Annotated in this window: 18 protein-coding genes, 3 tRNA genes and 1 pseudogene; 13 read left to right on the forward strand and 9 right to left on the reverse strand. The window is 55.9% G+C overall.

Annotated elements, in window-relative coordinates; all coding sequences use genetic code 11:
* Positions 1 to 204: 204 nt before the first annotated feature.
* Both yoeI and INF86_RS15485 read left to right on the forward strand, forming a co-directional pair.
* The gene (yoeI, locus tag INF86_RS15480) at positions 205 to 267 is read left to right on the forward strand and encodes a membrane protein YoeI (RefSeq protein ID WP_099458931.1); all 63 of its coding nucleotides are present in this window, start codon (positions 205 to 207) and stop codon (positions 265 to 267) included.
* Positions 257 to 1,615: an APC family permease gene (locus tag INF86_RS15485; RefSeq protein WP_022648602.1), complete on the forward strand. Its 1,359-nt coding sequence runs from the start codon at positions 257 to 259 to the stop codon at positions 1,613 to 1,615. The genes yoeI and INF86_RS15485 overlap by 11 nt, the downstream gene beginning before the upstream one ends.
* Positions 1,616 to 1,744: 129 nt before the next feature.
* Here INF86_RS15485 and sbcB read toward each other — a convergent pair whose 3' ends face one another.
* Positions 1,745 to 3,181, reverse strand: coding sequence for an exodeoxyribonuclease I (sbcB, locus tag INF86_RS15490; protein ID WP_370552876.1), 1,437 nt, complete (start codon positions 3,179 to 3,181; stop codon positions 1,745 to 1,747).
* Positions 3,182 to 3,378: 197 nt separating this feature from the next.
* On the opposite strand from sbcB, the gene dacD reads away from it, so the two are divergent.
* The 4 genes from dacD (at position 3,379) to INF86_RS15510 (ending at position 6,770) form a co-directional block, all read left to right on the forward strand.
* Positions 3,379 to 4,545, forward strand: a complete 1,167-nt coding sequence (gene dacD / locus INF86_RS15495) for a serine-type D-Ala-D-Ala carboxypeptidase DacD (RefSeq protein ID WP_193543689.1) — start codon at positions 3,379 to 3,381, stop codon at positions 4,543 to 4,545.
* A 118-nt stretch (positions 4,546 to 4,663) separates the two neighbouring features.
* The gene (gene sbmC, locus INF86_RS15500) at positions 4,664 to 5,137 is read left to right on the forward strand and encodes a DNA gyrase inhibitor SbmC (RefSeq protein WP_022648599.1); all 474 of its coding nucleotides are present in this window, start codon (positions 4,664 to 4,666) and stop codon (positions 5,135 to 5,137) included.
* 91 nt (positions 5,138 to 5,228) lie between these two features.
* The gene (locus INF86_RS15505) at positions 5,229 to 6,287 is read left to right on the forward strand and encodes an FUSC family protein (protein WP_022648598.1); all 1,059 of its coding nucleotides are present in this window, start codon (positions 5,229 to 5,231) and stop codon (positions 6,285 to 6,287) included.
* Positions 6,288 to 6,434: 147 nt separating this feature from the next.
* Entirely contained in the window at positions 6,435 to 6,770 is a 336-nt protein-coding gene (locus tag INF86_RS15510; RefSeq protein ID WP_000450410.1) for a DUF496 family protein, read from the forward strand.
* A 136-nt stretch (positions 6,771 to 6,906) separates the two neighbouring features.
* On the opposite strand, the gene INF86_RS15515 is transcribed toward INF86_RS15510, so the two are convergent.
* Positions 6,907 to 6,982, reverse strand: a tRNA-Asn gene (locus INF86_RS15515).
* Between the two features lie 161 nt (positions 6,983 to 7,143).
* Here INF86_RS15515 and emmdR point away from each other — a divergent pair.
* Positions 7,144 to 8,627: pseudogene (emmdR, locus tag INF86_RS15520) on the forward strand (multidrug efflux MATE transporter EmmdR).
* A gap of 103 nt (positions 8,628 to 8,730) precedes the next feature.
* Positions 8,731 to 8,806, forward strand: a tRNA-Asn gene (locus INF86_RS15525).
* Positions 8,807 to 8,949: 143 nt separating this feature from the next.
* On the opposite strand, the gene INF86_RS15530 is transcribed toward INF86_RS15525, so the two are convergent.
* The 3 genes from INF86_RS15530 to shiA form a co-directional block, all read right to left on the reverse strand.
* On the reverse strand, positions 8,950 to 10,722 hold the full coding sequence (locus INF86_RS15530; protein WP_193543690.1) for an aminopeptidase P family protein: 1,773 nt from the start codon (positions 10,720 to 10,722) through the stop codon (positions 8,950 to 8,952).
* Between the two features lie 15 nt (positions 10,723 to 10,737).
* Positions 10,738 to 12,192, reverse strand: coding sequence for an AMP nucleosidase (locus tag INF86_RS15535; RefSeq protein WP_022648595.1), 1,455 nt, complete (start codon positions 12,190 to 12,192; stop codon positions 10,738 to 10,740).
* A gap of 76 nt (positions 12,193 to 12,268) precedes the next feature.
* Positions 12,269 to 13,585, reverse strand: a complete 1,317-nt coding sequence (shiA, locus tag INF86_RS15540) for a shikimate transporter (RefSeq protein WP_023306549.1) — start codon at positions 13,583 to 13,585, stop codon at positions 12,269 to 12,271.
* Between the two features lie 256 nt (positions 13,586 to 13,841).
* On the opposite strand from shiA, the gene pagP reads away from it, so the two are divergent.
* Positions 13,842 to 14,417 carry a lipid IV(A) palmitoyltransferase PagP gene (gene pagP, locus INF86_RS15545; protein WP_032623990.1) on the forward strand — a complete coding sequence of 192 codons (576 nt, stop codon included), beginning with the start codon at positions 13,842 to 13,844 and terminating at the stop codon, positions 14,415 to 14,417.
* Here the strand turns inward: pagP and INF86_RS15550 are convergent.
* The 3 genes from INF86_RS15550 to INF86_RS15560 are packed head-to-tail and all read right to left on the reverse strand — an operon-like array spanning position 14,414 to position 19,523.
* Positions 14,414 to 15,337, reverse strand: a complete 924-nt coding sequence (locus INF86_RS15550) for an acyltransferase (protein ID WP_193543710.1) — start codon at positions 15,335 to 15,337, stop codon at positions 14,414 to 14,416. The two genes, pagP and INF86_RS15550, sit on opposite strands and share 4 nt — an antisense overlap.
* Positions 15,338 to 15,375: 38 nt before the next feature.
* A complete protein-coding gene (locus tag INF86_RS15555; protein WP_069596742.1) occupies positions 15,376 to 18,438 on the reverse strand; it encodes an efflux RND transporter permease subunit in 3,063 nt (1,020 codons plus the stop codon).
* Positions 18,438 to 19,523, reverse strand: a complete 1,086-nt coding sequence (locus tag INF86_RS15560) for an efflux RND transporter periplasmic adaptor subunit (protein ID WP_022648590.1) — start codon at positions 19,521 to 19,523, stop codon at positions 18,438 to 18,440. Before INF86_RS15560 ends, INF86_RS15555 begins: the two co-directional genes overlap by 1 nt.
* Before the next feature lie 472 nt (positions 19,524 to 19,995).
* Here INF86_RS15560 and INF86_RS15565 point away from each other — a divergent pair, with 472 nt between their 5' ends.
* The 3 genes from INF86_RS15565 (at position 19,996) to ldtA (ending at position 24,163) form a co-directional block, all read left to right on the forward strand.
* Positions 19,996 to 20,427 (forward strand): universal stress protein, encoded by a 432-nt coding sequence (locus tag INF86_RS15565; protein WP_023300514.1) that lies wholly within the window; start codon positions 19,996 to 19,998, stop codon positions 20,425 to 20,427.
* Positions 20,428 to 20,474: 47 nt separating this feature from the next.
* On the forward strand, positions 20,475 to 23,168 hold the full coding sequence (locus INF86_RS15570; RefSeq protein WP_193543691.1) for a cation-transporting P-type ATPase: 2,694 nt from the start codon (positions 20,475 to 20,477) through the stop codon (positions 23,166 to 23,168).
* Between the two features lie 62 nt (positions 23,169 to 23,230).
* Positions 23,231 to 24,163: a L,D-transpeptidase gene (gene ldtA / locus INF86_RS15575; RefSeq protein ID WP_193543692.1), complete on the forward strand. Its 933-nt coding sequence runs from the start codon at positions 23,231 to 23,233 to the stop codon at positions 24,161 to 24,163.
* Positions 24,164 to 24,246: 83 nt separating this feature from the next.
* Here the strand turns inward: ldtA and INF86_RS15580 are convergent.
* A tRNA-Asn gene (locus INF86_RS15580) sits at positions 24,247 to 24,322 on the reverse strand.
* 320 nt (positions 24,323 to 24,642) lie between these two features.
* On the opposite strand from INF86_RS15580, the gene nac reads away from it, so the two are divergent.
* Positions 24,643 to 25,560 (forward strand): nitrogen assimilation transcriptional regulator NAC, encoded by a 918-nt coding sequence (gene nac, locus INF86_RS15585; protein ID WP_022648585.1) that lies wholly within the window; start codon positions 24,643 to 24,645, stop codon positions 25,558 to 25,560.
* Positions 25,561 to 25,567 lie beyond the last annotated feature (7 nt).

Here is a 25,567-nt window from a genome sequence, read left to right on the forward strand (position 1 = left end):
GGCAGGTTTCTCAATGTATTGCCTTTTGTATCTGGAATAGGGCAAAATGCCGCCGCTGCAAACAAATGAATAATCGACGATATAAAAGGCGTCGGTTATTTTTTTTTGCATGTACGAAACGAAACTAAAAACCAAGAGGCCGGGCTTCGTACCGGATAGATATTTACTAAAATCCGACAGTTGTTGTCGCTGAGGAAGAAAGAAATGGGGCAATTTTTCGCTTACGTGGCGGTTATCACCGTAAAGGAGAATAACTATGTCGCATAACGCAACTCCAAACACCTCTCGCGTGGAATTACGTAAAACGCTTACGTTGATTCCGGTTGTTATGATGGGCCTTGCCTATATGCAACCGATGACGCTGTTCGATACATTCGGTATCGTATCAGGCCTTACTGACGGTCACGTTGCAACGGCGTACGCCTTTGCGCTGGTCGCCATCCTCTTTACAGCGCTGAGCTACGGTAAACTGGTTCGCCGTTTCCCGTCCGCAGGCTCTGCGTACACCTATGCTCAGAAATCCATTAGCCCGGCGGTTGGCTTTATGGTGGGCTGGTCATCACTGCTGGACTACCTGTTCATGCCGATGATCAACATTCTGCTGGCAAAAATTTACTTCGAAGCGCTGGTGCCTTCCGTGCCGTCGTGGATCTTCGTTGTGGCGCTGGTGGCCTTTATGACCATCTCTAACCTGCGCAGCATCAAGACCGTGGCTAACTTCAACACCCTGATCGTGATCCTTCAGATGGGGATTGTTGCGGTTATCGTTGGGCTGATCATCTACGGCGTTTCCCACGGTGAAGGCGCAGGTACGCTGACCAGCACCCGTCCGTTCTGGTCTGAAGGTGCGCACGTTGTGCCGATGATCACCGGGGCGACTATCCTGTGCTTCTCGTTCCTGGGCTTCGACGGTATCTCTTCTCTGTCTGAAGAGACCAAAGATGCCGAGCGCGTGATCCCGAAAGCGATTTTCCTGACCGCGCTGATTGGCGGCCTGATCTTCATCGGTGCGTCTTATTTCTTACAGCTGTACTTCCCGGATATCTCTCGCTTTAAAGATCCGGATGCATCGCAGCCTGAAATCATGCTGTACGTGGCGGGTAAAACCTTCCAGTGGGGCGTGCTCATCTTCTCCAGCGTCACCGTACTGGCATCCGGTATGGCAGCGCACGCGGGCGTTTCTCGTCTGATGTACGTGATGGGCCGTGACGGTGTGTTCCCAACTCGCTTCTTTGGTTACGTGCATCCGAAATGGCGTACCCCGGCGTGGAACGTGCTGCTGGTGGGCGCGATTGCCCTGCTGGCGATCAAGTTCGACCTGGTAACGGCCACTGCGCTGATTAACTTTGGTGCGCTGGTGGCGTTCACCTTCGTTAACCTCTCCGTGATTTCGCAGTTCTGGATCCGTGAGAAGCGCAACAAGACGCTGAAGGACCACATCAACTATCTGGTGCTGCCAGTGTGTGGTGCCCTGACGGTGGGCGCCCTGTGGATCAACCTGGAAGAGAGCTCAATGGTTCTGGGTCTGATCTGGGGTGCAATCGGTCTGATTTACCTGGCTTGCGTAACGAAGAGCTTCCGCAACCCGGTTCCTCAGTACGAAGACGTCGCGTAAGACTGTGTCGGGTGGCGGCTTCGCCTTACCCGACCTACGGACTTCTACACCGTAGGCCCGCGTAAGCGAAGCGCCACCGGGCAAAAAAAAAGCCGGAGACATCGCCTCCGGCTTTTTTGTACCCGCTACTCAGACAATCTCTTGCGCGTACTGGAACAGCGCTTTCAGCAGCGCCTGTTTCTCAGCATCCCCTTCATACTGGCCGTAAAGCATCTCCAGCTCCTGGGCATAGCTATTAAGAAACTCCGGTGTAAACACGTTGCGCCGATGCTGTAACCAGCGCTCCTGCTCTGCTTCATCCAGCGAGCCGGGATAGTTGCGCGCACGGTAGTTAAACATCAGCTTCTCAATACGCTTATCTGCGAAGGTGATATCCAGCGCAGGCAGGTTACGCGGGTCGGTTTGCAGCACGATGTTCATCGCCGCGCGATCGGCATCGCTGAAGAAGCCGTTATAAAGCTGCGCATCCACATTATCAGACGGCACGAACGGCTCTGCTTCGGCAAAAATGGCGACGACTTTCTCGCGCACCTGCGGGTTGTCGCGCAGCACTTTCAGGTTATCGAGGCAGTGCTGACGGTTAATCCCCAGCCGGTCGGCGTCTTCCGGACGCAGCGTGTTGGCCTGCGCAAGCACCGGGCATTTATTGATGTGCACCAGTTTTACCGGTACGGCTGGCAGGTCACCCAGCGCCTCTTTCGGCGTATAAAGCCGTTCACGTAAGGTGTCGCTGTCGAGCTCAAGCAGCGGCGAGATATCCCCGGCAAGATCCACCATGATGACGGCGTTACGGTTGTCTGGATGCCAGGCAAGCGGCGCCACCCAGCTTGTGTTCCCGCGCCACGCGCCGAACATCCCTGAAATATGCACCAGCGGTTTCATCTGCGGCACGTCAATCAGCGTCATCAGCTTTTGCTTGCTGCGATGGCTCAGCAGATACTCAAACAGGCGCGGCTGCGCGGTTTTTACGAGCTTCGCCATAGCGATGGTCGCGTAGACGTCTGCCATCGCGTCGTGGGCGTTGCTGTGCTCAATGCCGTTGGCCCGCGTCAGGTGCTCGAGCCTGAAGCTCGGCAAGCCGTCGTCGTTCTCCGGCCAGTTAATTCCCTCCGGGCGCAGCGCATAGCAGGCGCGCATAATATCCAGCAAATCCCAGCGCGAATTGCGGTTCTGCCAGCTCCAGGCATACGGATCGTAGAAGTTGCGGTAGAAGATATTGCGCGTCACTTCATCGTCAAAACGGATGTTGTTGTAACCCACCACGCAGGTATTGGGCACCGTGAACAGGTCGTGGATGCGACGGGCAAATTCTGCTTCGCTAACGCCTTTATCCCGCGCTTCCTGAGGCGTGATGCCCGTCACCATCACCGCGCCTGGCTGCGGCAGGTAGTCATCGGCGGGTTTACAGTAAAACACCTCGGGTTCGCCGATGAAGTTAAATTCGTCATCGGTTCGGATAGCCGCAAACTGCGCCGGTCGGTCCAGCGCCGGATGGGTGCCAAAGGTTTCGTAATCGTGGAACAAAAAAGTCGGGCGCGCGGCAGAGTCAGACACCAGTAATCTCATCCTGTTAAAAGTTGACGTCTCTATGGTAAACGATTGGGGTGGGCAGTCCGAATAAAAAGCACCTTCAGGCAAGAAATTTGCGAGATTTGTTCCGAAAAAATCTGCGTGCTGTCACATTTTTTTGCAATTAAGGCAGGTAACGACATCAGAACTCCCGTAAAAAGGTCATCGATTTTTACTGACCTGAGGATATACCGTTGAAACGCCGTCTGTTTATTGCTGTTTCTTTACTCGCTTCGAGTATTTCATCCGCGCTGGCTGCCGAGCCGCTGGATTTTTCACTTCAGCCGCCTGCCATCCAGGCAGGATCCTGGGTATTGATGGATTACACCACGGGTCAAATCTTAACGGCGGGCAACGAACATCAGCAGCGTAATCCGGCGAGCCTGACCAAACTGATGACGGGGTACGTTGTCGATCGTGCCATTGATAGCCACCGCATCAGCCCCGATGACATTGTGACGGTCGGACGTGACGCCTGGGCAAAAGGCAATCCGGTCTTTGACGGTTCGTCTCTGATGTTTCTGAAGCAGGGCGATCGGGTTTCTGTGCGCGATCTCAGCCGCGGCCTGATTGTTGATTCCGGCAATGACGCCTGCGTGGCGCTGGCGGATCACGTGGCGGGCGGTCAGCCGCAGTTCGTCAGGATGATGAATGACTACGTTGAAAAGCTGAACCTGCGCGATACCCACTTCGAAACCGTACACGGGCTGGATGCACCGGGTCAGCACAGCTCCGCTTACGATCTCGCCGTACTTTCCCGGGCCATCATCCACGGCGAGCCTGAGTTCTACCACATGTACAGCGAGAAGAGTCTGACCTGGAACGGCATCACTCAGCAGAACCGCAACGGCCTGCTGTGGGATAAGACCATGAACGTGGATGGTCTGAAAACGGGACACACCTCGGGCGCGGGCTTTAACCTGATCGCCTCTGCGGTGGATGGTCAGCGTCGACTGATTGCGGTGGTGATGGGGGCAGACAGCCCGAAAGGACGTGAAGATCAGGCGCGCAAGCTGCTCCACTGGGGACAGCAAAATTTCGATACGGTGCAGATCCTGCATAACGGCAAAAAAGTGGGAACCGAACGCATCTGGTATGGCGATAAAGAGCAGATCGCGCTGGGCACGGATCAGGATTTCTGGCTGGCATTACCCAAAACGGAAGTGCCGAACATCAAGGCGAAATATGTAATGGATAAAAAAGAGCTGGAAGCGCCGATCGCCGCGCATCAGCGGGTAGGGGAGATCCAGCTGTACGATCGTGACAAGGTGGTAGCGCACTGGCCATTGGTTACGCTGGAGCGCGTTGAAAAGGGCGGCCTTTTCTCCCGCCTCGGCGATTATCTGCATCATAAACTCTAACCTTTTCGGGCAGACTGGCAGTGTTGCGAGTCTGCTCACATAATAAACACTCCTGGTTTGCCGATAATCTCGATTCTGCTTTATAGTGTATATATATACAGTAATAAACGGAGGCAGCATGGACTACAGCATCAGGCAGCAACAGAAACGTACGATCGCTGGCTTTCATCTCGTGGGGCCGTGGGAAAAGACGGTCAAGCAGGGATTTGAACAGCTGGTTATGTGGGTAGATGGACGTCATATTCAGCCGCAGGAGTGGGTGGCCGTTTATTATGACAATCCGGATGACGTACCGGCAGAAAAGCTTCGCTGCGTTACCGCCGTAACGGTAGCGGACGATTTCACTATCCCTGATAACAGCGAAGGGGTAATGCTGACCGAAATTGCTGCCGGAGAGTATGCTATTGCCGCCGCGCGCGTCGAAAATCATGATTTCGCCACCCCGTGGTATCAGTTCTTCAACTCCCTGCTGGAAGACAGCAAATTCCAGATTGCGCCAAAACCCTGCTTCGAACGCTATCTGAACGATGGCAATGCTGACGGCTACTGGGATATTGAGATGTTTGTACCGGTAGAGCACAAAGTGGGATAATCCTGCGAAACGCAGGGTTTTTCAGCCGGGCGCGATCCACCCGGCTGAAAACACAGTACAATTGTGGTTTGCCGTAGAGCTGGAGACGGGTGTGCGCCCCGACAAGTCATTAACCCCTTTTGAAATTCGGTTATACAAACATTATCGCGTGGTGCACGGTTGCCGCATTGCGCTGGCGTTTGTGCTGACCTTCGTACTGGTTCGTTTGCTGGATATCCCGGAAGGAACGTGGCCGCTGATCACGCTGGTGGTGGTGATGGGGCCGATCTCATTCTGGGGGAACGTGGTCCCTCGCGCTTTCGAACGCATAGGCGGTACCGTTTTAGGCTCGGCGCTTGGGCTTATCGCCCTGAAGCTGGAGCTAATTTCATTTCCGTTCATGTTGCTGTGGTGTGCGGTGGCGATGTTTCTTTGCGGATGGCTGGCCCTCGGCAAGAAACCGTATCAGGCGCTGCTGATTGGCATTACGCTCGCGGTAGTGGTCGGCGCACCGGCGGGCGATATGACCACCGCATTGTGGCGAAGCGGGGACGTGATCCTCGGCTCGTTGCTCGCCATGCTGTTTACCGGCATCTGGCCGCAGCGCGCCTTCCTGCACTGGCGCATTCAGATGGCAAACTACGTCACGGCATTTAACCGGGTTTACCAGGCCGGGTTTTCGCCGAATCTGATTGAGCGTCCGCGGCTGGAAAAGCACCTGCAAAAAATCCTTAATGATGTGGTCAAAATGCGCGGGTTAATTACCCCGGCAAGCAAAGAGACGCATATCCAGAAAGCCATTTTTGAAGCCATTCAAACGGTCAGCCGTAATCTGGTCTGTATGCTTGAACTGCAAATCAATGCCCACTGGGCCTCACGCCCCAGCCATCTTCTGATGCTCAACGCGCATACGCTGAAAGAGACGCAGCAGATGACGCAACAAACCCTGCTGACCATCGCTCATGCACTTTACGAAGGTAACCCACAGCCGATACGGGCGAACAGCGAGCGGCTGAATGACATCGTCATCGAGCTCAAACAGCTGATGAATGAGCGTCAGGGCGACAATGTGTCGGAAACGCCCATCCACGGCTATGTCTGGCTGAGTATGGAGCTGGCGCGACAGCTGGAGTTGTTATCGCAGCTGATTTGCCGGGCACTGCGCAAATAAAAAGCGTATGTGATGCCTGCTGCTTCGATTCAGCAACAATTAGGGTTATGATGGTTTTAAACGATATACTCATTGTCATTCGCAGCCGCTGTCTGTTAAAACGGTTGCTTTAACGAATCCGAATCTCACATTATCAGGGGTGTAAAAATGGAAACTACCAAGCCTTCGTTCCAGGATGTTCTGGAGTTCGTCCGCCTGTTCCGCCGCAAAAACAAGCTACAGCGCGAAATCCAGGACGTAGAGAAGAAGATCCGTGACAACCAGAAACGTGTCCTGCTGCTGGACAACCTGAGCGACTACATCAAGCCAGGTATGAGCGTTGAAGCCATTCAGGGCATCATCGCCAGCATGAAGAGCGATTATGAAGATCGCGTTGATGACTACATCATCAAAAACGCTGAGCTGTCCAAAGAGCGTCGCGACATCTCCAAAAAGCTGAAAGTGATGGGCGAAATCAAAAACGTCGACGCTAAAGGCGAGTAATCGCTCACTCTGTTGCCCGGTGGCGCTGCGCTTACCGGGCCTACAGGACCGTAGGTCGGGTAAGCGTAGCGCCATCCGACAATTTACGTGGCGCAGAAAAGCAAAAAGCCTGCTCTAAAAGCAGGCTTTTTTAATTTGGCTCCTCTGACTGGACTCGAACCAGTGACATACGGATTAACAGTCCGCCGTTCTACCGACTGAACTACAGAGGAATCGTTGTGGAGGCTTATCTTAGCGGCGAAAAAACTTTTGTCAAACCTGATCTCAGGCAAAAGTGATTGTTTGATGATTCTGTCGTCATTTTGTTGTAAATCCAAACATAATTTTATGGAAAATACTTTGCAGGATACGCATTTCTGCCCCATCATTTGAAATGGAGTTTCAACTTTCTCGTTAAGGCCCATTTTGAACGTCACCGCACCCCTGCGCCAGGCGATTATGCGCACGCCCTGGTATGCAAAACGTAAGAGTTATCGAGTTCTGTTCTGGCGTGAAATCACCCCCCTTGCTGTGCCTATTTTCCTGGAGAATACCTGCGTCCTGTTGATGGGGGTGTTAAGCACCTTCCTGGTGAGCTGGCTCGGTAAAGAAGCCATGGCCGGGGTAGGGCTGGCGGACAGTTTCAACATGGTTGTGATGTCCTTCTTTGCCGCTATCGATCTCGGTACAACGGTAGTGGTGGCGTTTAGTCTTGGGAAACTTGATCCAAAACGCGCCCGGGAGGCGGCCAGACAGTCGCTGATGATCATGACCCTCTTTTCGATCATCCTGGCGGCGGTTATCCATTATTACGGCAAAGAAATTATCGACATCGTCGCGGGTGAAGCGACAGGTGAAGTGAAGGATCTGGCGCTTACCTATCTGGAAATGACGGTGCTGAGCTATCCGGCGGCTGCCATCGCGCTGATTGGTAGCGGTGCGCTTCGTGGCGCAGGGAATACCAAAATTCCGCTGCTAATAAATGGCGGCATGAACATCCTGAACATCATTATCAGCAGTGTTTTGATTTACGGTGTCTTTTCCTGGGAGGGGCTGGGCTTTGTCGGCGCGGGATTAGGGCTGACCATTTCCCGTTATATTGGTGCGGCGGCGATAATCGGCGTGCTGATGGCGGGAATTACGCCATCGCTGCGCCTGACGCTTAAAAGCTATTTCCGTCCGCTTAACTTCGCCATTATCTGGGAAGTGATGGGGATCGGTATTCCGGCCAGCATCGAATCCGTGTTGTTTAACGGTGGGAAACTGCTGACGCAGATGTTTGTTGCCGGGATGGGAACAGACGTCATCGCCGGCAACTTTATTGCTTTCTCCATCGCCTCGCTCATTAACCTGCCCGGAAACGCACTGGGATCGGCGTCGACGATCATCACCGGCAGACGCCTCGGAAAGGGGCAGATAGGGCAGGCGGAACGGCAGCTTCGGCATGTCTTCTGGCTTTCAACCATTGGACTGACGGCGATTGCGTGGGGAACTGCGCCTTTAGCCGGGCTGATGGCCTCGTTCTATACGCACGAAAATGACGTGAAAGAGGTCGTGAAGGTGCTGATTTGGCTCAACGCGGCGTTTATGCCAATTTGGGCCGCGTCCTGGGTACTTCCTGCCGGGCTGAAAGGGGCGCGCGATGCCCGGTTTGCGATGTGGGTCTCCATGCTCGGCATGTGGGGCTGCCGCGTCGTGGCGGGCTACACGCTGGGGGTAATGTTAGGTATGGGCGTTGTCGGCGTCTGGCTGGGGATGTTCCTTGACTGGGCCGTGCGCGGCGTGCTGTTCTACTGGCGCATGGTGAGCGGACGCTGGCTGTGGAAATATCCGCGAAAAAAACCGGAGCAGGAGGTTTCGGAAACGGCAAGTGCCTGACAAATGTGCGAAGTGGAGAATAAATCGGCAAACGATTGAAAATCTGCATTCACCCTTTGACATCCTCAGGGCGCATCGATAATATGCGCCCCGTTCACACGATTCCTCTGTAGTTCAGTCGGTAGAACGGCGGACTGTTAATCCGTATGTCACTGGTTCGAGTCCAGTCAGAGGAGCCAAATTAAAAAAGCCTGCTTTTAAAGCAGGCTTTTTGCTTTTCTGCGTTCAGTAAAATTGTCGGGTGGCGCTCCGCTTACCCGACCTACAAAAACATCGAATCGTAGGCCGGGTAAGGCGAAGCCACCACCCGGCAAAAGCCGCACTACCGGTTCACACGTATTGGCGCCGTTGCCTCCACCAGCCACGGCCGCGCATCGCTGTCCACCCGGGGTGAAAGCGCCTCTCGTACCTGCTGGTGGTACTCATCCAGCCACTGTTTTTCTGACTCGCTCAACAGATGCAGCTCCACCTGGCTTAAATCGATTGGGATCAGCGTCAGCGAGGCAAACTTACAAAATCCCGGACGGCTTTCGACAATCTCCACCTGGTTTTCAATGCGAATACCGTGGCTATCGCCCAGGTAGTAACCCGGCTCAATGGTCATAATATTGCCCGCCACCAGCGGCCACGGGTTGACCTTTTGCGCAAAACGGTGCGGGTTCTCGTGGATCAGAAGCTGATGCCCTACGCCATGCCCGGTGCCGTGGTCGTAATCCAGTCCCAACTCCCACAGCGGACGGCGCGCAAAGGCATCCAGCTGGTGCCCCTGAGTGCCGGACGGGAACTGAAGGGTAATCAGCGACAGGAAGCCTTTAAGCACTGCGGTGTAGTGCAAACGCTGCTGTGGATCGACCTTTCCCCAGGCCAGGGTACGCGTCGCGTCCGTGGTGCCGTTGCGGTACTGCCCCCCGGAATCATTCAGGTAAAAGTGGTCGTGGCCGATGGGCTTGTTGCTGGCCTCGCTTGAGTGGTAATGGCACATCGCCGCGTTACTCGCGGAAGCGGAAATGGTGGCGAAACTCGGCTCGACAAAGCCAGGCTGTTGCAGGCGGAACGCAAGCTGTTTCGCCTGCACGTCAAGCTCGGTCAGCGGCATTCCCGACGCGGCCCGCTGAGGAACTTCCCGGCTCAGCCAGGCCAGGAAATTCACCCATGCCGCACCGTCCTGGTGATGACATTCACGATAGCCCGCCAGCTCCACCGGGTTTTTCGTAGCTTTCATCAGGGTGATCGGGTCGGTCTGCCAGATAATTTCCCCCTGAGGTTCAACCGCAAAGCGTAACGCCACCGGTGCGGAATCGGGATCGATCATGACCCGCTTACCCTGCGCAAGCTGCCTACAGCGCGGGATAAAGGCTTCCTGAGGCGCAATCGTGAAGGCGTTCCGCACGGCATCCGGCAGCGCATTCAGCTTGCTGTCATCCACAAACCATTCCACCGCACCCTCGCGGCTCAGCAGGGCAAACGACAGAGGCACCGGGCAAAAGGGGATATCTGAGCCCCGCACGTTCAGCAGCCAGGCGATATTGTCCGGCAGGGTAACGGCCAGATAATCCGCGCGGTGCTCTGCCAGCACGGCGGCGGCGCGCTGGCGTTTGGCGGCGCTGCTTTCGCCGCTGATGTCTACAGGCATCTCGCGGATAAGCCCTGCGGGGGCGGCAGGGCGGTCAACCCAGAGGGTATCGAACGGAGAGCGCGCGAGCGGTACCAGTTCGCACGGCGTGGCCGAGAGCCGCGTAAACTCTGCATTGGTCATCAGCAGCGCATCAAAGCCGATGCGCGTGCCGGCCGCAACGTTTTTCGCCAGCCACTCGGCCAGCGGCTCGTTGTGCAGATGGTGGATCTCCACCTCGTCGAGATTGACCTGTACGCGGGCCTGAACCTGATAGCGTCCGTCAACAAACAGCAGCGCTCTGTCTTTCAGTACCAGCGCAAGCCCCGCCGAGCCGTCAAAGCCCGTCAGCCAGGCCAGCTTTGCATCATACGGTGCGCAAGATTCGCTCTGCCAGGCATCGGCGCGCGGCACAATCATCCCGTCGAGCTGATTGTCCTGTAGCCACTGGCGCAGGGCCGTAAGCGGTGATGTGGTGTGCATATTGTGTCCTTAGTATCACCTAAACGGTGGCTCATTGAAGGTGCGCAGCTTACGGGAATGCAGTTTGTCGCCCTCTGCACGCAGTAAATCGATGGCGCGAATACCAATCTGAAGGTGCTCTGAGATCGCCCCTTCGTAGAAACGGTTCGCCTGACCCGGCAGTTTGATCTCGCCGTGCAGCGGTTTATCGGACACGCACAGCAGCGTGCCGTACGGGACGCGGAAGCGGTAGCCCTGCGCGGCAATGGTGGCACTTTCCATATCGATCGCGACCGCACGGCTGAGATTGAAACGCAGGGCGGAGGCGGAATAGCGAAGCTCCCAGTTACGATCGTCGGTGGTGACGACCGTACCGGTACGCAGGCGCTGCTTCACCTCTTCACCCGGCATGCCGCTCACCTCTTTGGTGGCGTCGTACAGGGCGCGCTGTACTTCAGCGATACTCGGGATAGGAATGTCCGGCGGCAGAACCGCGTCAAGGACATGGTCGTCACGCAGATAAGCGTGGGCGAGGACATAATCACCAATCAGCTGGCTTTCACGCAGGCCGCCGCAGTGGCCGATCATCAGCCAGACGTCCGGGCGCAGAACCGCCAGATGGTCGCAGATGGTTTTCGCATTCGACGGGCCAACGCCGATGTTAATCAACGTAATGCCCTGACCGTCGGCGGTGACCAGGTGCCAGGCGGGCATCTGGTGCTTTTTCCACGCCAGGTCGGAGATGGCCTCTTCCGGTGCTTCGGTTTCGGCAGTGATCCAGATCCCGCCCGCGCAGGAGAGAGCGATGTAAGGGCTGTCCGGGTCAAGGATCTGGCTACAGCCCCAGCGGACAAATTCGTCTACATAGCGGGTGTAGTTGGTAAACAGTACGAACGGCTGGAAATGTTCGGCTGGGGTGCCGGTGTAGTGGCGCAGGCGTGCCAGCGAAAAATCGACACGGCGGGCATCAAAGTGCGACAGCGGTGAAAACTCTGCCGGGTGATAGATCCCGTCCGCCGTCTCATCGCCAATCTGCGACAGCTCAGTGGTCGGGAAATGACGGGTCAGTCCCGCGCTCATGGAGCGATCCAGCGTCAGCGCTGAGCCGTCTATCACGTACGGGTAGGGGATCTCGTGCAGGGACGGTTCAACGCTGATATGCGCGCCGTAATCCTGATACAGCAGGGTAAGCTGCTCTTCCAGGTAGGGGCGGAACAGCGCAGGTCGCGTGATGGTCGTGCTGTAACAGCCGGAGTGGGTGAAACGCGCATAGGCGCGGGTTTTCGGATTGCTGCTGGCGCTGCCGTCCCAGGTGACAGAGAGCGATGGATAAACAAAAAGGCCCTGGGTTCTGGCCTTTTCATCGGGAAGTTTCCCTGTTTCGATATAGTCACTGATGGCGCTGCGCAGTGCATTGACGGACTGTTCATACAGCGCGTCGAGTTTTTCCAGCGCCTGAGCCGGGGTCAGGCTGGAGCCCTTATTATTCATGTCTGTCTCCTTGTTCCACAGGTGTGCGGCTATAACCGATAGTATGTCACACGCCTGTGAAACAAAAGTGAGGAGATCAGCTGTGCGCGGTTTCCTTCATCAACAGGGCGGTGGCGGCAGAAAGCAGGCAACCTGCCAGCAGATAAATCGCCACGCTGTGCCAGTTCCCGCCGGAGAACGTCACCAGCGCGGCGGCGATAAACGGCGTAAACCCGCCGCCGACCACGCTCGCCACCTGATATCCCACGCCCGCGCCGCTGTAGCGGTAGCTTGCGCCAAACAGCTCGGTAAACATCGGCTGCTGCACGCAGACCACCATATCGTGAGCGATGTTCGCAAGCATGATCGCAAAGAAGACAATCCAGAAGACCGACTGGGCCTCCAGCGCCATAAAGAACGGCCAGGCGCTGAGTGTGCCGATAAGCGCCCCGGTGATATACACCCGTCGACGACCAAAGCGATCCGCCAGCCAGGCGAAGCAGGGGATGGTCAGGCAGCTGATCCCGCCCACCACCAGGCCAATATTCAGGAACAATTCCCGCGGCAGGCCGAGGTTTTGCGTGGAGTAGTTGAGGGCGAAGGCGGTGACGATATACATCGTCAGCAGTTCGCACAGGCGCAGGGCGATAATTTTCAGAAAAGCGCCAGGGTGCTGCACCAGCGCTTCCATCACCGGCAGCCGTTTTTTTGCGACCGGTTTTTCGCGCTTCTGTTGCTCAAACTCAGCCGACTCTTCCATGCCGTTACGGATCCACAGGGCCACCACGACCAGCACAATGCTGAAGATAAACGGAATACGCCAGCCCCAGCTCAGAAACTGCTCGTCTGTCGTGAGCTGGCTTATGAGCGACACCAGGCCCGTGGAGAGCAGCAGACCCACGCCATAACCTACCTGCACGCCGCTGCTGTAGAACGCTTTCTTATTCTTCGGCGCGCTTTCCACGGACAGCAGTGCCGCGCCGCCCCATTCGCCGCCGACGGCAAAGCCCTGAATGGCGCGAAGCGTCACCAGCAACACCGGGGCCCACCAGCCAATCGATGCAAAGGAGGGCAAAACACCGATCAGCGCGGTGGCAATGCCCATCATCCAGACGGTGAGCATCAGCATGCGCTTACGGCCAAGGCGGTCACCGAAGTGGCCGAAAATTATCCCGCCCAGCGGACGAAACAGAAAACCGACGCCGAAGGTGGCAAACGCAGCAAGCGTGCCCATGGCGGGGCTGATCTGAGGAAAGAATTCACGGTTAAAGACCAGCGCAGCGGTAATACCGTAGAGCAGAAAGTCATACCAGTCGACGACGGCGCCTGCGAAGCTACCTAAAGCGGCGCGGCGGGCGCGGTTAAGCGAAGGTGTCTCCTCGTTGCGGCGAGCGGAGATGAGGGTGGAGTCCATAGTTGTCCTGTCTGTACTGATTTTTAATTATTGGTATAAGAAAAGGTCACTCACGTTGCAGCCGTCATATTGACGGAACGTATGAGACTACCGCGACAGACGGCCTGAGAAAACGTTTTTATCTTTCCTGAAAGCGCAGAATCAATAAATTTCATCTTATCGGGTCCCAATATAAATCAGCCTGTTTGGCTCCGGTTAGGGCTGAATGGTTTACAGTAATAATGATCGCTGTGTGACGTAAGCTGAGGGAATAACGATGCAACGCCTCTTTCCTGCACTCTGGGTAGTCCTGTTTTTGGTGGCTTCGCCGCTGCATGCGGAGCCAAAAGTCTACGGCGAACAGCGCATCCACCGCTGGTGGGATGCGGTAACAGACGATATTTCCCAGACCTGGGAGCAGCCAGATCGTTACGATCTCTACCTGCCGTTTCTGAGCTGGCATGCCCGCTTTATGTATGACAAAGAGAAAACGGATAACTACAACGAAATGCCGTGGGGCGGCGGACTGGGCGTTTCTCGCTACAACGACGAGGGCAACTGGAGCGCACTCTTTGCCATGATGTTTAAAGATTCACATAGCGAGTGGCAGCCCGCGATGGGCTACGGCTGGGAAAAGGGCTGGTATCTGGATAACGCAAAAGATTTCCGTCTGGGGCTGGGGGCCGCCGCGGGGATCACCGCGCGCGACGACTTTGCTAACTATGTCCCGCTGCCGTTTATCTTCCCGCTTTTCTCTGCCGGATATAAGCGCGTCACCGTCCAGTTCACCTATATTCCCGGAACCTACAACAACGGCAACGTGCTGTTTGCCTGGCTGCGCCTGGGCTTTTAAAGTGTGATCACTTTTTTGGTCACTGCGTTGGACAGGATCAGCAGCGAAAACAGGACGGACGTAACAAAGGTGAGCACAATCAGAGCAAGTTTGGTGCTCAGGGACGTTACCGGAATGAGCGCCGTCAACAGGTGAAACACCGAGTAGTGCATGATATAGACCCCGGTCATCGTTTTGCTAATGGCGGCCAGCACGGACTCTTTAAACTCCGCATTGCGGCGAAAACGTACGCCGTTGGCCGCAATCACCAGGGCAATAATCAGGATGTAGATTTGCGATCCGGTGAGGATAAAGGCGTTTCTGTCCGCTTTAAATAGCGCAAAAAAGAAATGCCGTTCGTAAAACCACGTGAAGAGATAGATAAACGGTATGGCAATCACCGCTGCCCTGACCACATTTTTGCGGCCGATCCACGCCGCAATCTGCGGATCGCAAAAGAGCTGCCCCGTCAGATAAAACAGCAGCCACGTCCACAGGCGATACTGCGGCGACAATGAAAGCACGTGGACATCAGGATAGAGGGCTGACAGCAAATCGTACCCGTATGAGAAAAGCAGCAGGGTGGCAATCACCCCGCAAAACAGCGTTCGCCGCTGGCTGAGCCACTCCACCGCCGGATGAAAAGTGTAAATCACGACAAATGCGAACACGAACCAGGGCTGGATAAGATATCCGCGCTGATAGGGCTCCCACAGGTAGTAAATGGTTACCCAGAACAGAAAGACGATCACCAGGCTTTTGATCTTATCCAGCTGCCAGCGCGTGCCGTGTCGGGATTGCCCATCCAGATACCCTGCAACCACAAAAAACAACGGCGTGGCGATGGTCGAAATGAAGGTTAAAAAACCGAGGATCCAGTGATAGTCATAATCGTAATGGTCCCAGGTGTTGTAGATGGTGAAGAAGGTGACCGCCGTCATACAGCCCAGCGTCTTGATGATGTTCAGCCCTGTCGCATTCATTGTTGTTCAGCTTCGTCCTTACGATGAAAACACGCGTAAATTACGGGGAGTACCAGCAGCGTCAGGATTGTAGCAAACCCAAGCCCAAACATAATCACAACGGCCATGCTCTGGAAGAACACATCCAGCAGCAGGGGGGCGAGGCCAAGCACGGTCGTAAAGGCGGTGAGCAGGATGGGACGCAGGCGCGACGTGGCGGCGTAAACGATCGCACTGTGCTGATCCTGCTGCGCTTTCTGCTGCTCTATCTCTTCCACCAGCACAATGCCGTTGCGGATCAGCATCCCGCTCAGGCTCAGCAGGCCAATCAGTGCCATAAAGCCAAAGGGGATCCCGGTAAGTAAAAAACCGGGCGTAACGCCGATCAGCGCCAGCGGCACGGTCAGCCAGATAGCGACGGCGTTTTTCACCGAACTGAACATCAGCACCGTGATCACAAACATCACCAGATACCCGAGCGGCAGCGTGGTAAATAGCCCCTGCTGCGCTTCGCTGGAGTTCTCCGCGTCCCCGCCCCATTCGATGCTGTAGCCGTGGGGCAGAGGCAGGGCATCTATTTGCGGCTTCACGCGGGCGAGAATATCGCCGGACGTTTGCTGGCTTAGCGGGTCAGGATCGGTCTGCACGGTCAGCACGCGCGAGCGGTCGCGACGCAGGATCAGCGGATCTTCCCACTCCAGCGCGAAGCCGCTGACGACGTTGCTCAGCGGAATATACTGCTGCCGGGTCTGGCTCCAGACCAGGACGTTATTCAGGTGATTGGCGTCCAGCCGCTCACTTTCCGGCGGGCGCACCACCACGGGTAACAGGTCGCTTCCTTCTCTGTACAGTCCCGCCCGGCTGCCGGAGAAATTCATCTCCAGGGCGTTATCGACGTCTTGCTTATCCACGCCAAGCTCACGTCCCAGCGCGGTGACGTACTGCGGGCGGATCACTTTGCTGCGGTTTTGCCAGTCGTTCCTGACGCTGTCCGTCGCCGGATCGCGCGTAAGAATGTTGTCTACCTGGCTGGCGATCAGACGCAGCCTGTCCGGATCGGGGCCCTTAATACGTATTTCAATGGCGCTGTCACCGGAGGGGCCAAACATCACCCGTTTCGTGCTGGCGTTAACCTGCGGGTAGTTCCGTGCAATGTACTCATCAACGTGGCGGGTCAGGGCGGGGATGTTACGCTGGTCGTCCATTCTCACCATGATTTGTGCATAGTTGCTGTACTGCCGCTGTCCGCTGTAGGTCAAAATAAATCGCATACTTCCCTGACCAATCGTCGAGACCGTAGTTTCCACACCAGGCTGGCCGTTAATGGTTTTCTCGATATCACCGGTCATCTTCTCGGTCCAGTTAATGTCGGTCCCGTAAGGGAGCCAGAGATCGACAAAGAAAATTGGCGTACTGGATGAGGGGAAGAAGTTCTGCCGCACCGAGCCAAAGCCCCAGATGGCGGCAGCCAGCAGTGCGGCCATCACCATCAGCGTTGGCGCTTTACGCCGTAACAGTGCATTGAGCAAACCCCGGTAGATCCGATAGATGCGTTTGTCATAGGGATCCGTTTCGTCGGCGTCTGGCGGTGCAGCGTCATGTTTAAACAGCCACCATTTAATCAGCACCGGCGTAATGGTGAGGGCTGAGAACCAGCTCAGCATCAGCGAAATCAACAGCACCTGAAACAGCGACTTACAGTATTCGCCGGTGGAATCCTGTGACAGCCCGACGGGCGCAAAAGCCAGGATGGCGATGACCGTCGCACCCAGCAGCGGCAGCGCAGAGCGGCGAATAATCGCGTTAATGGCGTTAAGCAGGGGCGAGCCCTGCTGCCGGGCTATCAGTACCCCTTCGACAACTACGATGGCGTTATCGACCAGCATACTGAGGGCGATGATCAGCGCCCCCAGTGAAATACGCTGTAGTTCTATGCCCCAGAGATACATGATCAGCAGCGTGCCCAGCACGTTGAGCGCGAGGGAAAAGGCGATAATGAGCCCGCTGCGTAAGCCCATAAAGATCAGCAACACACCGACGACAATCGCCAGCGCCATCAGGAAATTAATGATAAATCCGTTGACGGAATGCCCGACCTCCGCCGCCTGATCGTAAAACAGGTCGATATGGATACCTGCCGGTTTCTCGGCTGACATCTGCTCAAGCTTCGCCTCCAGGGCATGTCCCACGTCGATCACGTTAACGCCGGGTATAAAGGAGACGCCCATGGTGACGGCTTTTCTGCCGTTGGCATGGTAGATGCTGGCAGGGGACGCATCCAGCCCGCGTGACAGGGTGGCAATATCCCGTAAACGGGTAGCCGCCCCAACGCCGGGCGGGGTCACTATGAGATCGGCCAGCTCGTCAATACTTTCGAATTCACCGGTAGGATGCAGACGAATTGACTCAGTACCGGAGGGGATCTCTCCCGCGCTGGAAACCACGTTCAGCCTGCTGAGCTGGGCAGAAAGCTGGTTAAGCGTAATCCCGCGCGCGGCCATTTTGCTCAGAGAAATGTCCACGTTAATCTGCTGGGTGAGGGCTCCGCCGATGGCCACTTTGCCCACGCCCGGCACGAGGACCAACTCCCGGCGCAGCTGCTCGGCATACCGGACCAGTTCCGGATTGCTGAATTCATCGCCGGAAATGGCAAAGAAAAAGCCGAACACATCGCCAAAATCGTCATTCACAAACGGGGTCACTACCCCCGGTGGAAACTGTCGGGCGGCATCTCCCACCCGGCGACGCAGTTCATCCCAGATTTGCGGCAGCGCATTTGAGTGGTAGCGCGAGGCTATATTGACCGTGATCTGCGACAGGCCGCTGGAGGAGATGGAGCTGACGTTATCCAGGTAAGGTAACTGCTGAAGCGCGTTTTCCAGTGGCAGGGTTACCTCTTCCTCAACCTGCTGCGCCGACGCGCCCGGATAATGGGTGATCACCACCGCCGTTTTGATGGTAAACGCCGGATCTTCCAGTCTGCCGATGTTCAACAGGGCAATAATGCCACCTACGCCCAGCAGCAGAATAGTCAGCCAGACGCGAACCGGGTTGCTGATAAACTGACGAGAGATATCCATTACAGTCCCCGTTCACGCGTCCAGATACGTACCGGCTGGTTGGGATGTAACTCCCCAACGCCTGCGGCCACCACGCGTTCACCCGCCTTAAGCCCACCGACGATGACGACCCCCTCAGCGCTGACTTGCCCGACGCTGACCTTACGATCTTCCAGGTGCAACGTATCGCCTTCGCCCGTCACCACCCAGACGTGTGGCTCATTGCGCGGGCGGTTATCCGGGTTAAAGACCGCTTCAACCGGCACCACCAGCGCCTCACTGCCCACGCCCGCCGGTAGGTTGGTTAAATTGATGGTGACCGTTCCGCTGACGCCGCCCACGACGGGAAAATCATCCGGGCGGGGCATGGTTAAAATCACCTGCCAGGTCAATGTATTGCTGTCGCTACTGCCTGAGTGCTCTTTGTACACAGCGGTAAACTCGCGACCGGGCAGGGCGTTGATCCTCACTACCGGTTTGTACTGCGCATTGCGGATATCGAAGGTGTTAAACAGGTTCTCTGGAAGGCTGAACACCACGTCCAGCAGGTCGGTACGGGTCAGGGTGACGACGGGCTGGCCGGCTGAGACGACCTGATGATTTCGCACATGTACGCTGGCCGCTGTCCCGCTAAAGGGGGCGACGAGCGTCATCTGGCTTAATTCCTCGCGAGCAATCTGTAGCGCGGCGTTTGCAGAATCGCGGTTTGCGCGCTGGACATCCATCTCGGCCTTCGACACGGCCTGGCGTCCTGCCAGGGTCTGGAAGCGGTCGAATTGCCGCTGAGCCAGGGTCGCCGCCGTTTGCCTGTCGTTCAGACGCTGCCGGGCTTCGCGATCGTTAAGACTGGCGAGCCGTTGCCCCTGTTTGACAACGGCACCCTGGCGAATGTCCAGGGTCTCAATCTGCCCGGCACGTTTGAACGCGAGATCGGTGGCGTCGCCGGATTCGATACGCGCGGGAAATACGCGCTGCTGCGCGTTGCCGGCCTTCACCACCTCTGCGACTTTTACCATTTTTGGCAGGGGCGCGGCGCGGTCGGGTTTGGGGTCGCACGCCGTCAGCAGCAATAAAACAGCAGGCAGAAGAGAGAGGTAGCGCTTCACAGTATTCCCCTGATAATAATTGTTTTATTTATTTCGTCATCAATGCTGGGGTGGCACTATTCCGCCAGGGCCGAGACGACCACATAGGTAAATAAACCGATTGCTGTGCTGGCGATAATGGCAAGCGCAATAAACAAACCAAGGCGAATCAGGCTTAAACCGTACATGCATTCCTCCATGAGGTTGAAGGTGGCGCGGGATAATGAGAATGAACGTGTTGCATGTCTGACTATGAGCATAGTCGGTGAATAAATAAATGTTAAATAACCATTATTAGTGGCGTGACATACTCAGGCGAAACAAGCGATACGATAGCGTATCCCCTTTGAATAACATCCTGATATTCCTGTGCTACGTTTAATAGCATCCATTCCTTTTTTCCGTAAAAGGCATTCACGCCTGTACCCATGGGTTTGATGCGATCTCTCCTGATTCACTCACTGTTGTGTTGGTTATAAAAAGGACGCTTGATATGTATAAAACGATTCTGGTGCCGGTGGATGTATACGAAACAGCGTTGTCTGATAAAGCGCTACAGCATGCCCAATTCCTGGCGCAAAGCGCATCGGGTAATGTCCATCTGCTGTACGTTATGCCAAAGTTCTCGGCGGAACTGACCCGCGGTTTTATTGCAGACGCGAGAAAGATGGATGAATATATGATTAATAATGCTAAAGAAAAACTGGCCGCGCTGGTAAAAAAAATCAGCCTGCCGGAAGCAAATGTCCATCTACATGTTCGCAGCGGGAATATACGTGATGAGGTAATCAAACTGGCGGATGAACTTAACGTCGGCGCGATTATTGTGGGGTCGCGCAATCCCAATATTCAAACCCATTTATTAGGGTCAGAGGCGGCGAGTATCGTTCGTTATGCACATGTTCCTGTTTTCGTTATTCGTTAATGACATGAAAGCAAGGTGATTTCTGAAAAGAACCCGAGGAAGGAACGATGATAACAGAAAAGCCTCACCATCCGTATTATCAACAGACCGTTGATGAAACCCTGACAAATATCCAATCCAGCCTGGACGGACTTACCAGTGCAGAAGCCACCGCCAGACTGGAAAAATACGGTGAAAATGCCTTACCGCAAAAACCGGGTAAACCTGGCTGGCTGCGCTTTCTGGCCCATTTCAACGATGTCCTTATTTACGTCCTACTGGCGGCGGCGCTGCTGAAGCTGATAATGGGACACTGGGTGGATATGTTTGTCATTCTTGGGGTGGCCATCATCAACGCCCTGATTGGACATATTCAGGAGAGCAATGCGGAGAAATCGCTGCAAAGCATTCGTAATATGCTCTCCAGCGAGGCTGTGGTCATCCGGCAGGGCAACCATGAAACTATCCCGACGACAGCGCTGGTGCCGGGAGATATCGTGGTGATACGCGCCGGGGATCGCATTCCTGCCGACCTTCGCGTAATAGAGGCGCACAACCTGCGGGTGGAAGAAGCTATTCTTACCGGCGAATCCACGGTAGTGGAGAAAAGCAGCGATGCGCTCCACGGGGAGTTGCCGTTAGGCGACCGTTACAACCTGCTTTATTCTGGCACCACCGTCAGCTCCGGCGGGGGAAAAGGGCTGGTGGTGGCGACCGGGGGGGAGACCGAACTCGGCCATATCAACCAGATGATGTCAGACATTGAAAAACACCGTACCCCGTTGATGGTGCAAATGGACAAGCTCGGCAAGACCATTTTTATCACCATTCTGGTGATGATGCTGGCGCTGTTCGTTTTCAGTCTTATCTTCCGTGATATGCCCGTTTCAGAGTTGGTGCTGTCGCTGATTAGCCTTGCGGTGGCGGCGGTGCCGGAAGGTTTACCGGCCATTATCTCTATCATCCTCTCGCTGGGCGTGCAGGCGATGGCGCGTCGCAAGGCGATTATTCGCAAGCTGCCTACCGTGGAAACGCTGGGGGCGATGACGGTGATCTGCTCGGATAAAACCGGCACCCTGACCATGAATGAGATGACGGTAAAAGCGGTGATTACCGCGGACACCACCTACTGCGTGGAGGGAGACAGCTACGAGCCGGTGGGCAATATTCACCCTGTTGACGATCCAACACCGGTAACCGTGACCCAGGGGTCTGTGCTGGAGCGCTATCTGCGCACCGTCGATCTCTGTAATGACAGCCAGCTGATCAAAGATGAGCAGGGGCTGTGGAAAATCACCGGCGGGCCTACCGAAGGCGCGCTGAAGGTGCTGGCGGCAAAAATCCCGCTTCCGGCAATTGACGCCGAATTGCGCAGTAAAATCCCATTCGATTCGCAATATAAATACATGTCCACCCTTTATCGCCTGGGCGACGAAGAGGTGATGTTAATCACCGGTGCGCCGGACGTCCTTTTCCGTCTTTGCCAGCACCAGCAGACTCAAAACGGGCTGGAGCCGTTCAACCTGCACTATTGGGAAGAGAAGATTGAAGAGTATGCGCGCGAAGGATTGCGCATGGTGGCTGCGGCCTGGAAACCGGCCGCCAGCGGGCAGCGCGAGCTGACGCATGCGGATCTGCAAGAGGGGGTCATACTGCTCGGCATTGCGGGCATGATGGATCCCCCGCGCCCGGAAGCCATTTCGGCCATTGCCGACTGCTTGCAGGCGGGCATTCGCGTGAAAATGATTACCGGGGATCATCCACAAACGGCGATGAGCATTGGTCAGATGCTGGGTATTGGCAACGCGGCGAGCGCCATTACCGGGCGCGAACTGGAGGCGATGGACGACCACCAGCTGAGCGAGGCGGCGCAAAAATACGATATCTTTGCCCGAACCAGCCCGGAAGATAAATTCCGTCTGGTGCAGGCGCTGCAAAGTAAGCAGGAAGTGGTCGGGATGACCGGGGACGGCGTGAACGATGCGCCTGCGCTGAAGCGGGCGGATGTCGGCATCGCGATGGGGATCAAAGGTACTGAAGTCACCAAAGAAGCCGCCGATATGGTGTTAACGGATGATAACTTTGCCACCATTGCCCGGGCGGTCCATGAAGGGCGTCGGGTCTACGACAACCTGAAAAAGACCATTCTGTTCGTTATCCCGAGCAATATCGCCCAGGCCCTGCTGATCATTATTGCCCTGCTGGCGGGGAACCTGATCCCGTTAACACCGGTACTGATCCTGTGGATGAACATGGCAACCTCGGCAACGCTGTCGTTTGGTCTGGCGTTTGAAGCGGGTGAGAAGGACATCATGAACCGGCCGCCGCGTAAGTCTAACCTGCACGTGATGGACGGTTACGCCATCTGGCGCGTGGTGTTTGTCGGCCTGATGATTGCCATCAGCGCCTTTGTGCTGGAGGCCTGGCTGCAACCGCGTGGTTACTCGGCGGAGTTCATCCGCACCGTGTTGCTGCAAACGCTGGTCACTGCCCAGTGGTTTTACATGCTCAACTGCCGCGTCACCGACGGCTTCTCCCTGAGTAAAGGTCTGCTGGCTAACAAGGGCATATGGATCGTGAGCGGCGTACTTCTGGCCCTTCAGCTTCTGATCGTCTATGCGCCATTTATGCAGATGTTGTTCGGTACCGAAGCGCTGCCGTTCCGCTACTGGATCATTACCTTCCTGATCGGGTTCGCAATGTTCATGATTGTTGAAGCGGAAAAAGTCCTTACCCGGAGATGGCGCACGACGAAAGGTTAACTGAATGAGTTGGCTAAGCCTGCCCACCGGCAGGCTTTCTCTTTGACCGAGTACAGAACACTATGATTCGATTTGCCGCGTTCGTTTTTACGCTTGGTATTCTGGTTCCCGCTGCATCTGCTGTAACCTACCCACTCCCACCCGAGGGGAGCCGCCTGGTGGGAGCGCCGATAACTGTCACCGTACCTGAAGGCAATACCCTGCCGCTCGAAGCGTTTGCAGCGCAGCACGGGCAGGGGTTGAGCAATATGCTGGAAGCCAACCCGGGGGTGGATCCATTTTTACCGCGAGCCGGAACACAGCTGGTGGTGCCGCAGCAGCTTATTCTGCCACCAACGGTGCGCGAGGGGATTGTAGTGAACGTCGCGGAAATGCGACTTTACTATTATCCACCCGGCAGCAACACGGTTGAGGTGCTGCCTATTGGCATCGGTCAGGCCGGGCGCGAAACGCCGCGTAACTGGGTAACCGCCGTTGAGCGCAAACAGGAAGGCCCGACCTGGTCACCCACGCCAAATACGCGACGCGCTTACGCGAAAGAGGGGAAAACGTTGCCCGCGTTCGTTCCCGCCGGGCCGGATAACCCGATGGGGCTGTATGCCCTCTATATCGGCAGGCTGTACGCGATCCACGGTACCAACTCAAATTTCGGCATTGGTCTGCGCGTCAGCCAGGGCTGCATTCGCCTGCGTAATAACGATATCAAATACCTGTTCGATAACGTTTCGGTGGGGACGCGGGTACAGCTTATCGATCAGCCCGTAAAAGTGACCACCGAGCCGGACGGTAGCCGTTGGGTAGAGGTTCACGAGCCGCTTTCACGCAATCGCGCGGAATTTGAATCAACCCGAAAAGTGCCGCTGCCCATTTCGGCCGCGCAAAGGACGCAGCTGATAAGTGAAGGGGCGGGCACTGAGCTGGAACGGCGGTCGGGGATGCCGGTGAGGCTTGCAATGCCCGGTGGCGTTGCGCTTTCCGGGCCTACAGGACCGTAGGTCGAATAAGCAGAGCGCCACCCGACAAACTTACCAAACGCAGAAAAGCAAAAAGCCTGCTTTAAAAGCAGGCTTTTCAAATTTGGCTCCTCTGACTGGACTCGAACCAGTGACATACGGATTAACAGTCCGCCGTTCTACCGACTGAACTACAGAGGAATCGTGTGAACGGGGCGCATATTATCGACCTGCGTACGCCTTGTCAAAGGATGGATCGCCGACTTTAGACTGTTTGCTGACAAAAACAGCAAACTGACGTTTTTGCCAACGGAATGCACCATTATTGTGCAGATATACCCCGAATGGGGCAGATCGGAATCCGTTGTCACTGTCTGAAAACAGGCACCAGCGATTGGCTTTCCTTATTTTCAGCCGCTTAGCAAAGATATTTATTCGCTGCCAAAACCTGGCATCCATATTGCAAAACCTGTTTAACAACACAGCCGTTACCGGCACGCTATTTTCGAACAGGGGGCAACATGAACTTAAGACGACTGAAATACTTCGTAAAAATCGTCGATATCGGCAGCCTGACCCAGGCGGCTGAAGTGCTGCATATCGCGCAGCCTGCGCTGAGCCAGCAGGTCGCGACTCTGGAAGGCGAAATGGACCAGCAACTGTTGATCCGCACCAAGCGCGGCGTAACGCCTACCGAAGCGGGAAAAATTTTATATACCCATGCCCGTACGATCCTGCGTCAGTGCGAACAGGCGCAGCTGGCCGTGCACAACGTAGGTCAGACCCTGAGCGGGAATGTCTCCATCGGCCTGGCACCGGGAACGGCCGCATCGTCGGTAACCATGCCGCTGCTTCAGGCGGTGCGCGCGGAGCTACCGGAAGTGCTGGTTTATCTGCATGAGAACAGTGGTTCCGTGCTCAATGACAAACTGCTCAACGGTCAGCTGGATATGGCGGTGCTGTACGATCGCTCACCGGTTGCCGGGATCACCAGCCAGCCGCTGCTTAAGGAAGATCTTTATCTGGTCGGGACCCGTGATTGCCCCGGCCAGAGCATTGATTTAACCGCCGTGGCAGAGATGAACCTGTTCCTGCCGCGCGACTACAGCGCCGTGCGTGTTCGCGTTGACGAAGCGTTCTCGCTGCGCCGTCTGACGGCGAAGATTATCGGGGAGATTGATTCCATCTCCACGCTGACTGCCGCCATTGCCAGCGGCATGGGGGTAACGGTACTGCCCGAGTCTGCCGCACGTTCACTGTGCAGCGCGGCGAATGGCTGGATGGCCCGCATCACCACGCCATCCATGAGCTTACCGCTGTCGTTGAATATGTCCGCGCGCGGCTCCCTGTCACCGCAGGCGCAGGCGGTGAAAGAGATCCTGATGTCTCTGGTCAGTAAGCCGTCGCTGGAAAATCGCGAGCTGCAACTGGTCAGCTGATATTCCA

This window comes from Enterobacter cloacae complex sp. I1M (genome assembly GCF_014982425.1).
GTDB classification, from domain to species: domain Bacteria; phylum Pseudomonadota; class Gammaproteobacteria; order Enterobacterales; family Enterobacteriaceae; genus Enterobacter; species Enterobacter intestinihominis.

Bases quoted from the DNA above. Each gene is read 5' to 3' on its own strand.
- INF86_RS15485 (WP_022648602.1), top strand. From the start codon at position 257: ATGTCGCATAACGCAACTCCAAACACCTCTCGCGTGGAATTACGTAAA.
- sbcB (WP_370552876.1), bottom strand. From the start codon at position 3,181: ATGAGATTACTGGTGTCTGACTCTGCCGCGCGCCCGACTTTTTTGTTC.
- sbmC (WP_022648599.1), top strand. From the start codon at position 4,664: ATGGACTACAGCATCAGGCAGCAACAGAAACGTACGATCGCTGGCTTT.
- INF86_RS15510 (WP_000450410.1), top strand. From the start codon at position 6,435: ATGGAAACTACCAAGCCTTCGTTCCAGGATGTTCTGGAGTTCGTCCGC.
- INF86_RS15530 (WP_193543690.1), bottom strand. From the start codon at position 10,722: ATGCACACCACATCACCGCTTACGGCCCTGCGCCAGTGGCTACAGGAC.
- INF86_RS15535 (WP_022648595.1), bottom strand. From the start codon at position 12,192: ATGAATAATAAGGGCTCCAGCCTGACCCCGGCTCAGGCGCTGGAAAAA.
- shiA (WP_023306549.1), bottom strand. From the start codon at position 13,585: ATGGACTCCACCCTCATCTCCGCTCGCCGCAACGAGGAGACACCTTCG.
- pagP (WP_032623990.1), top strand. From the start codon at position 13,842: ATGCAACGCCTCTTTCCTGCACTCTGGGTAGTCCTGTTTTTGGTGGCT.
- INF86_RS15550 (WP_193543710.1), bottom strand. From the start codon at position 15,337: ATGACGGCGGTCACCTTCTTCACCATCTACAACACCTGGGACCATTAC.
- INF86_RS15555 (WP_069596742.1), bottom strand. From the start codon at position 18,438: ATGGATATCTCTCGTCAGTTTATCAGCAACCCGGTTCGCGTCTGGCTG.
- INF86_RS15565 (WP_023300514.1), top strand. From the start codon at position 19,996: ATGTATAAAACGATTCTGGTGCCGGTGGATGTATACGAAACAGCGTTG.
- INF86_RS15570 (WP_193543691.1), top strand. From the start codon at position 20,475: ATGATAACAGAAAAGCCTCACCATCCGTATTATCAACAGACCGTTGAT.
- ldtA (WP_193543692.1), top strand. From the start codon at position 23,231: ATGATTCGATTTGCCGCGTTCGTTTTTACGCTTGGTATTCTGGTTCCC.
- nac (WP_022648585.1), top strand. From the start codon at position 24,643: ATGAACTTAAGACGACTGAAATACTTCGTAAAAATCGTCGATATCGGC.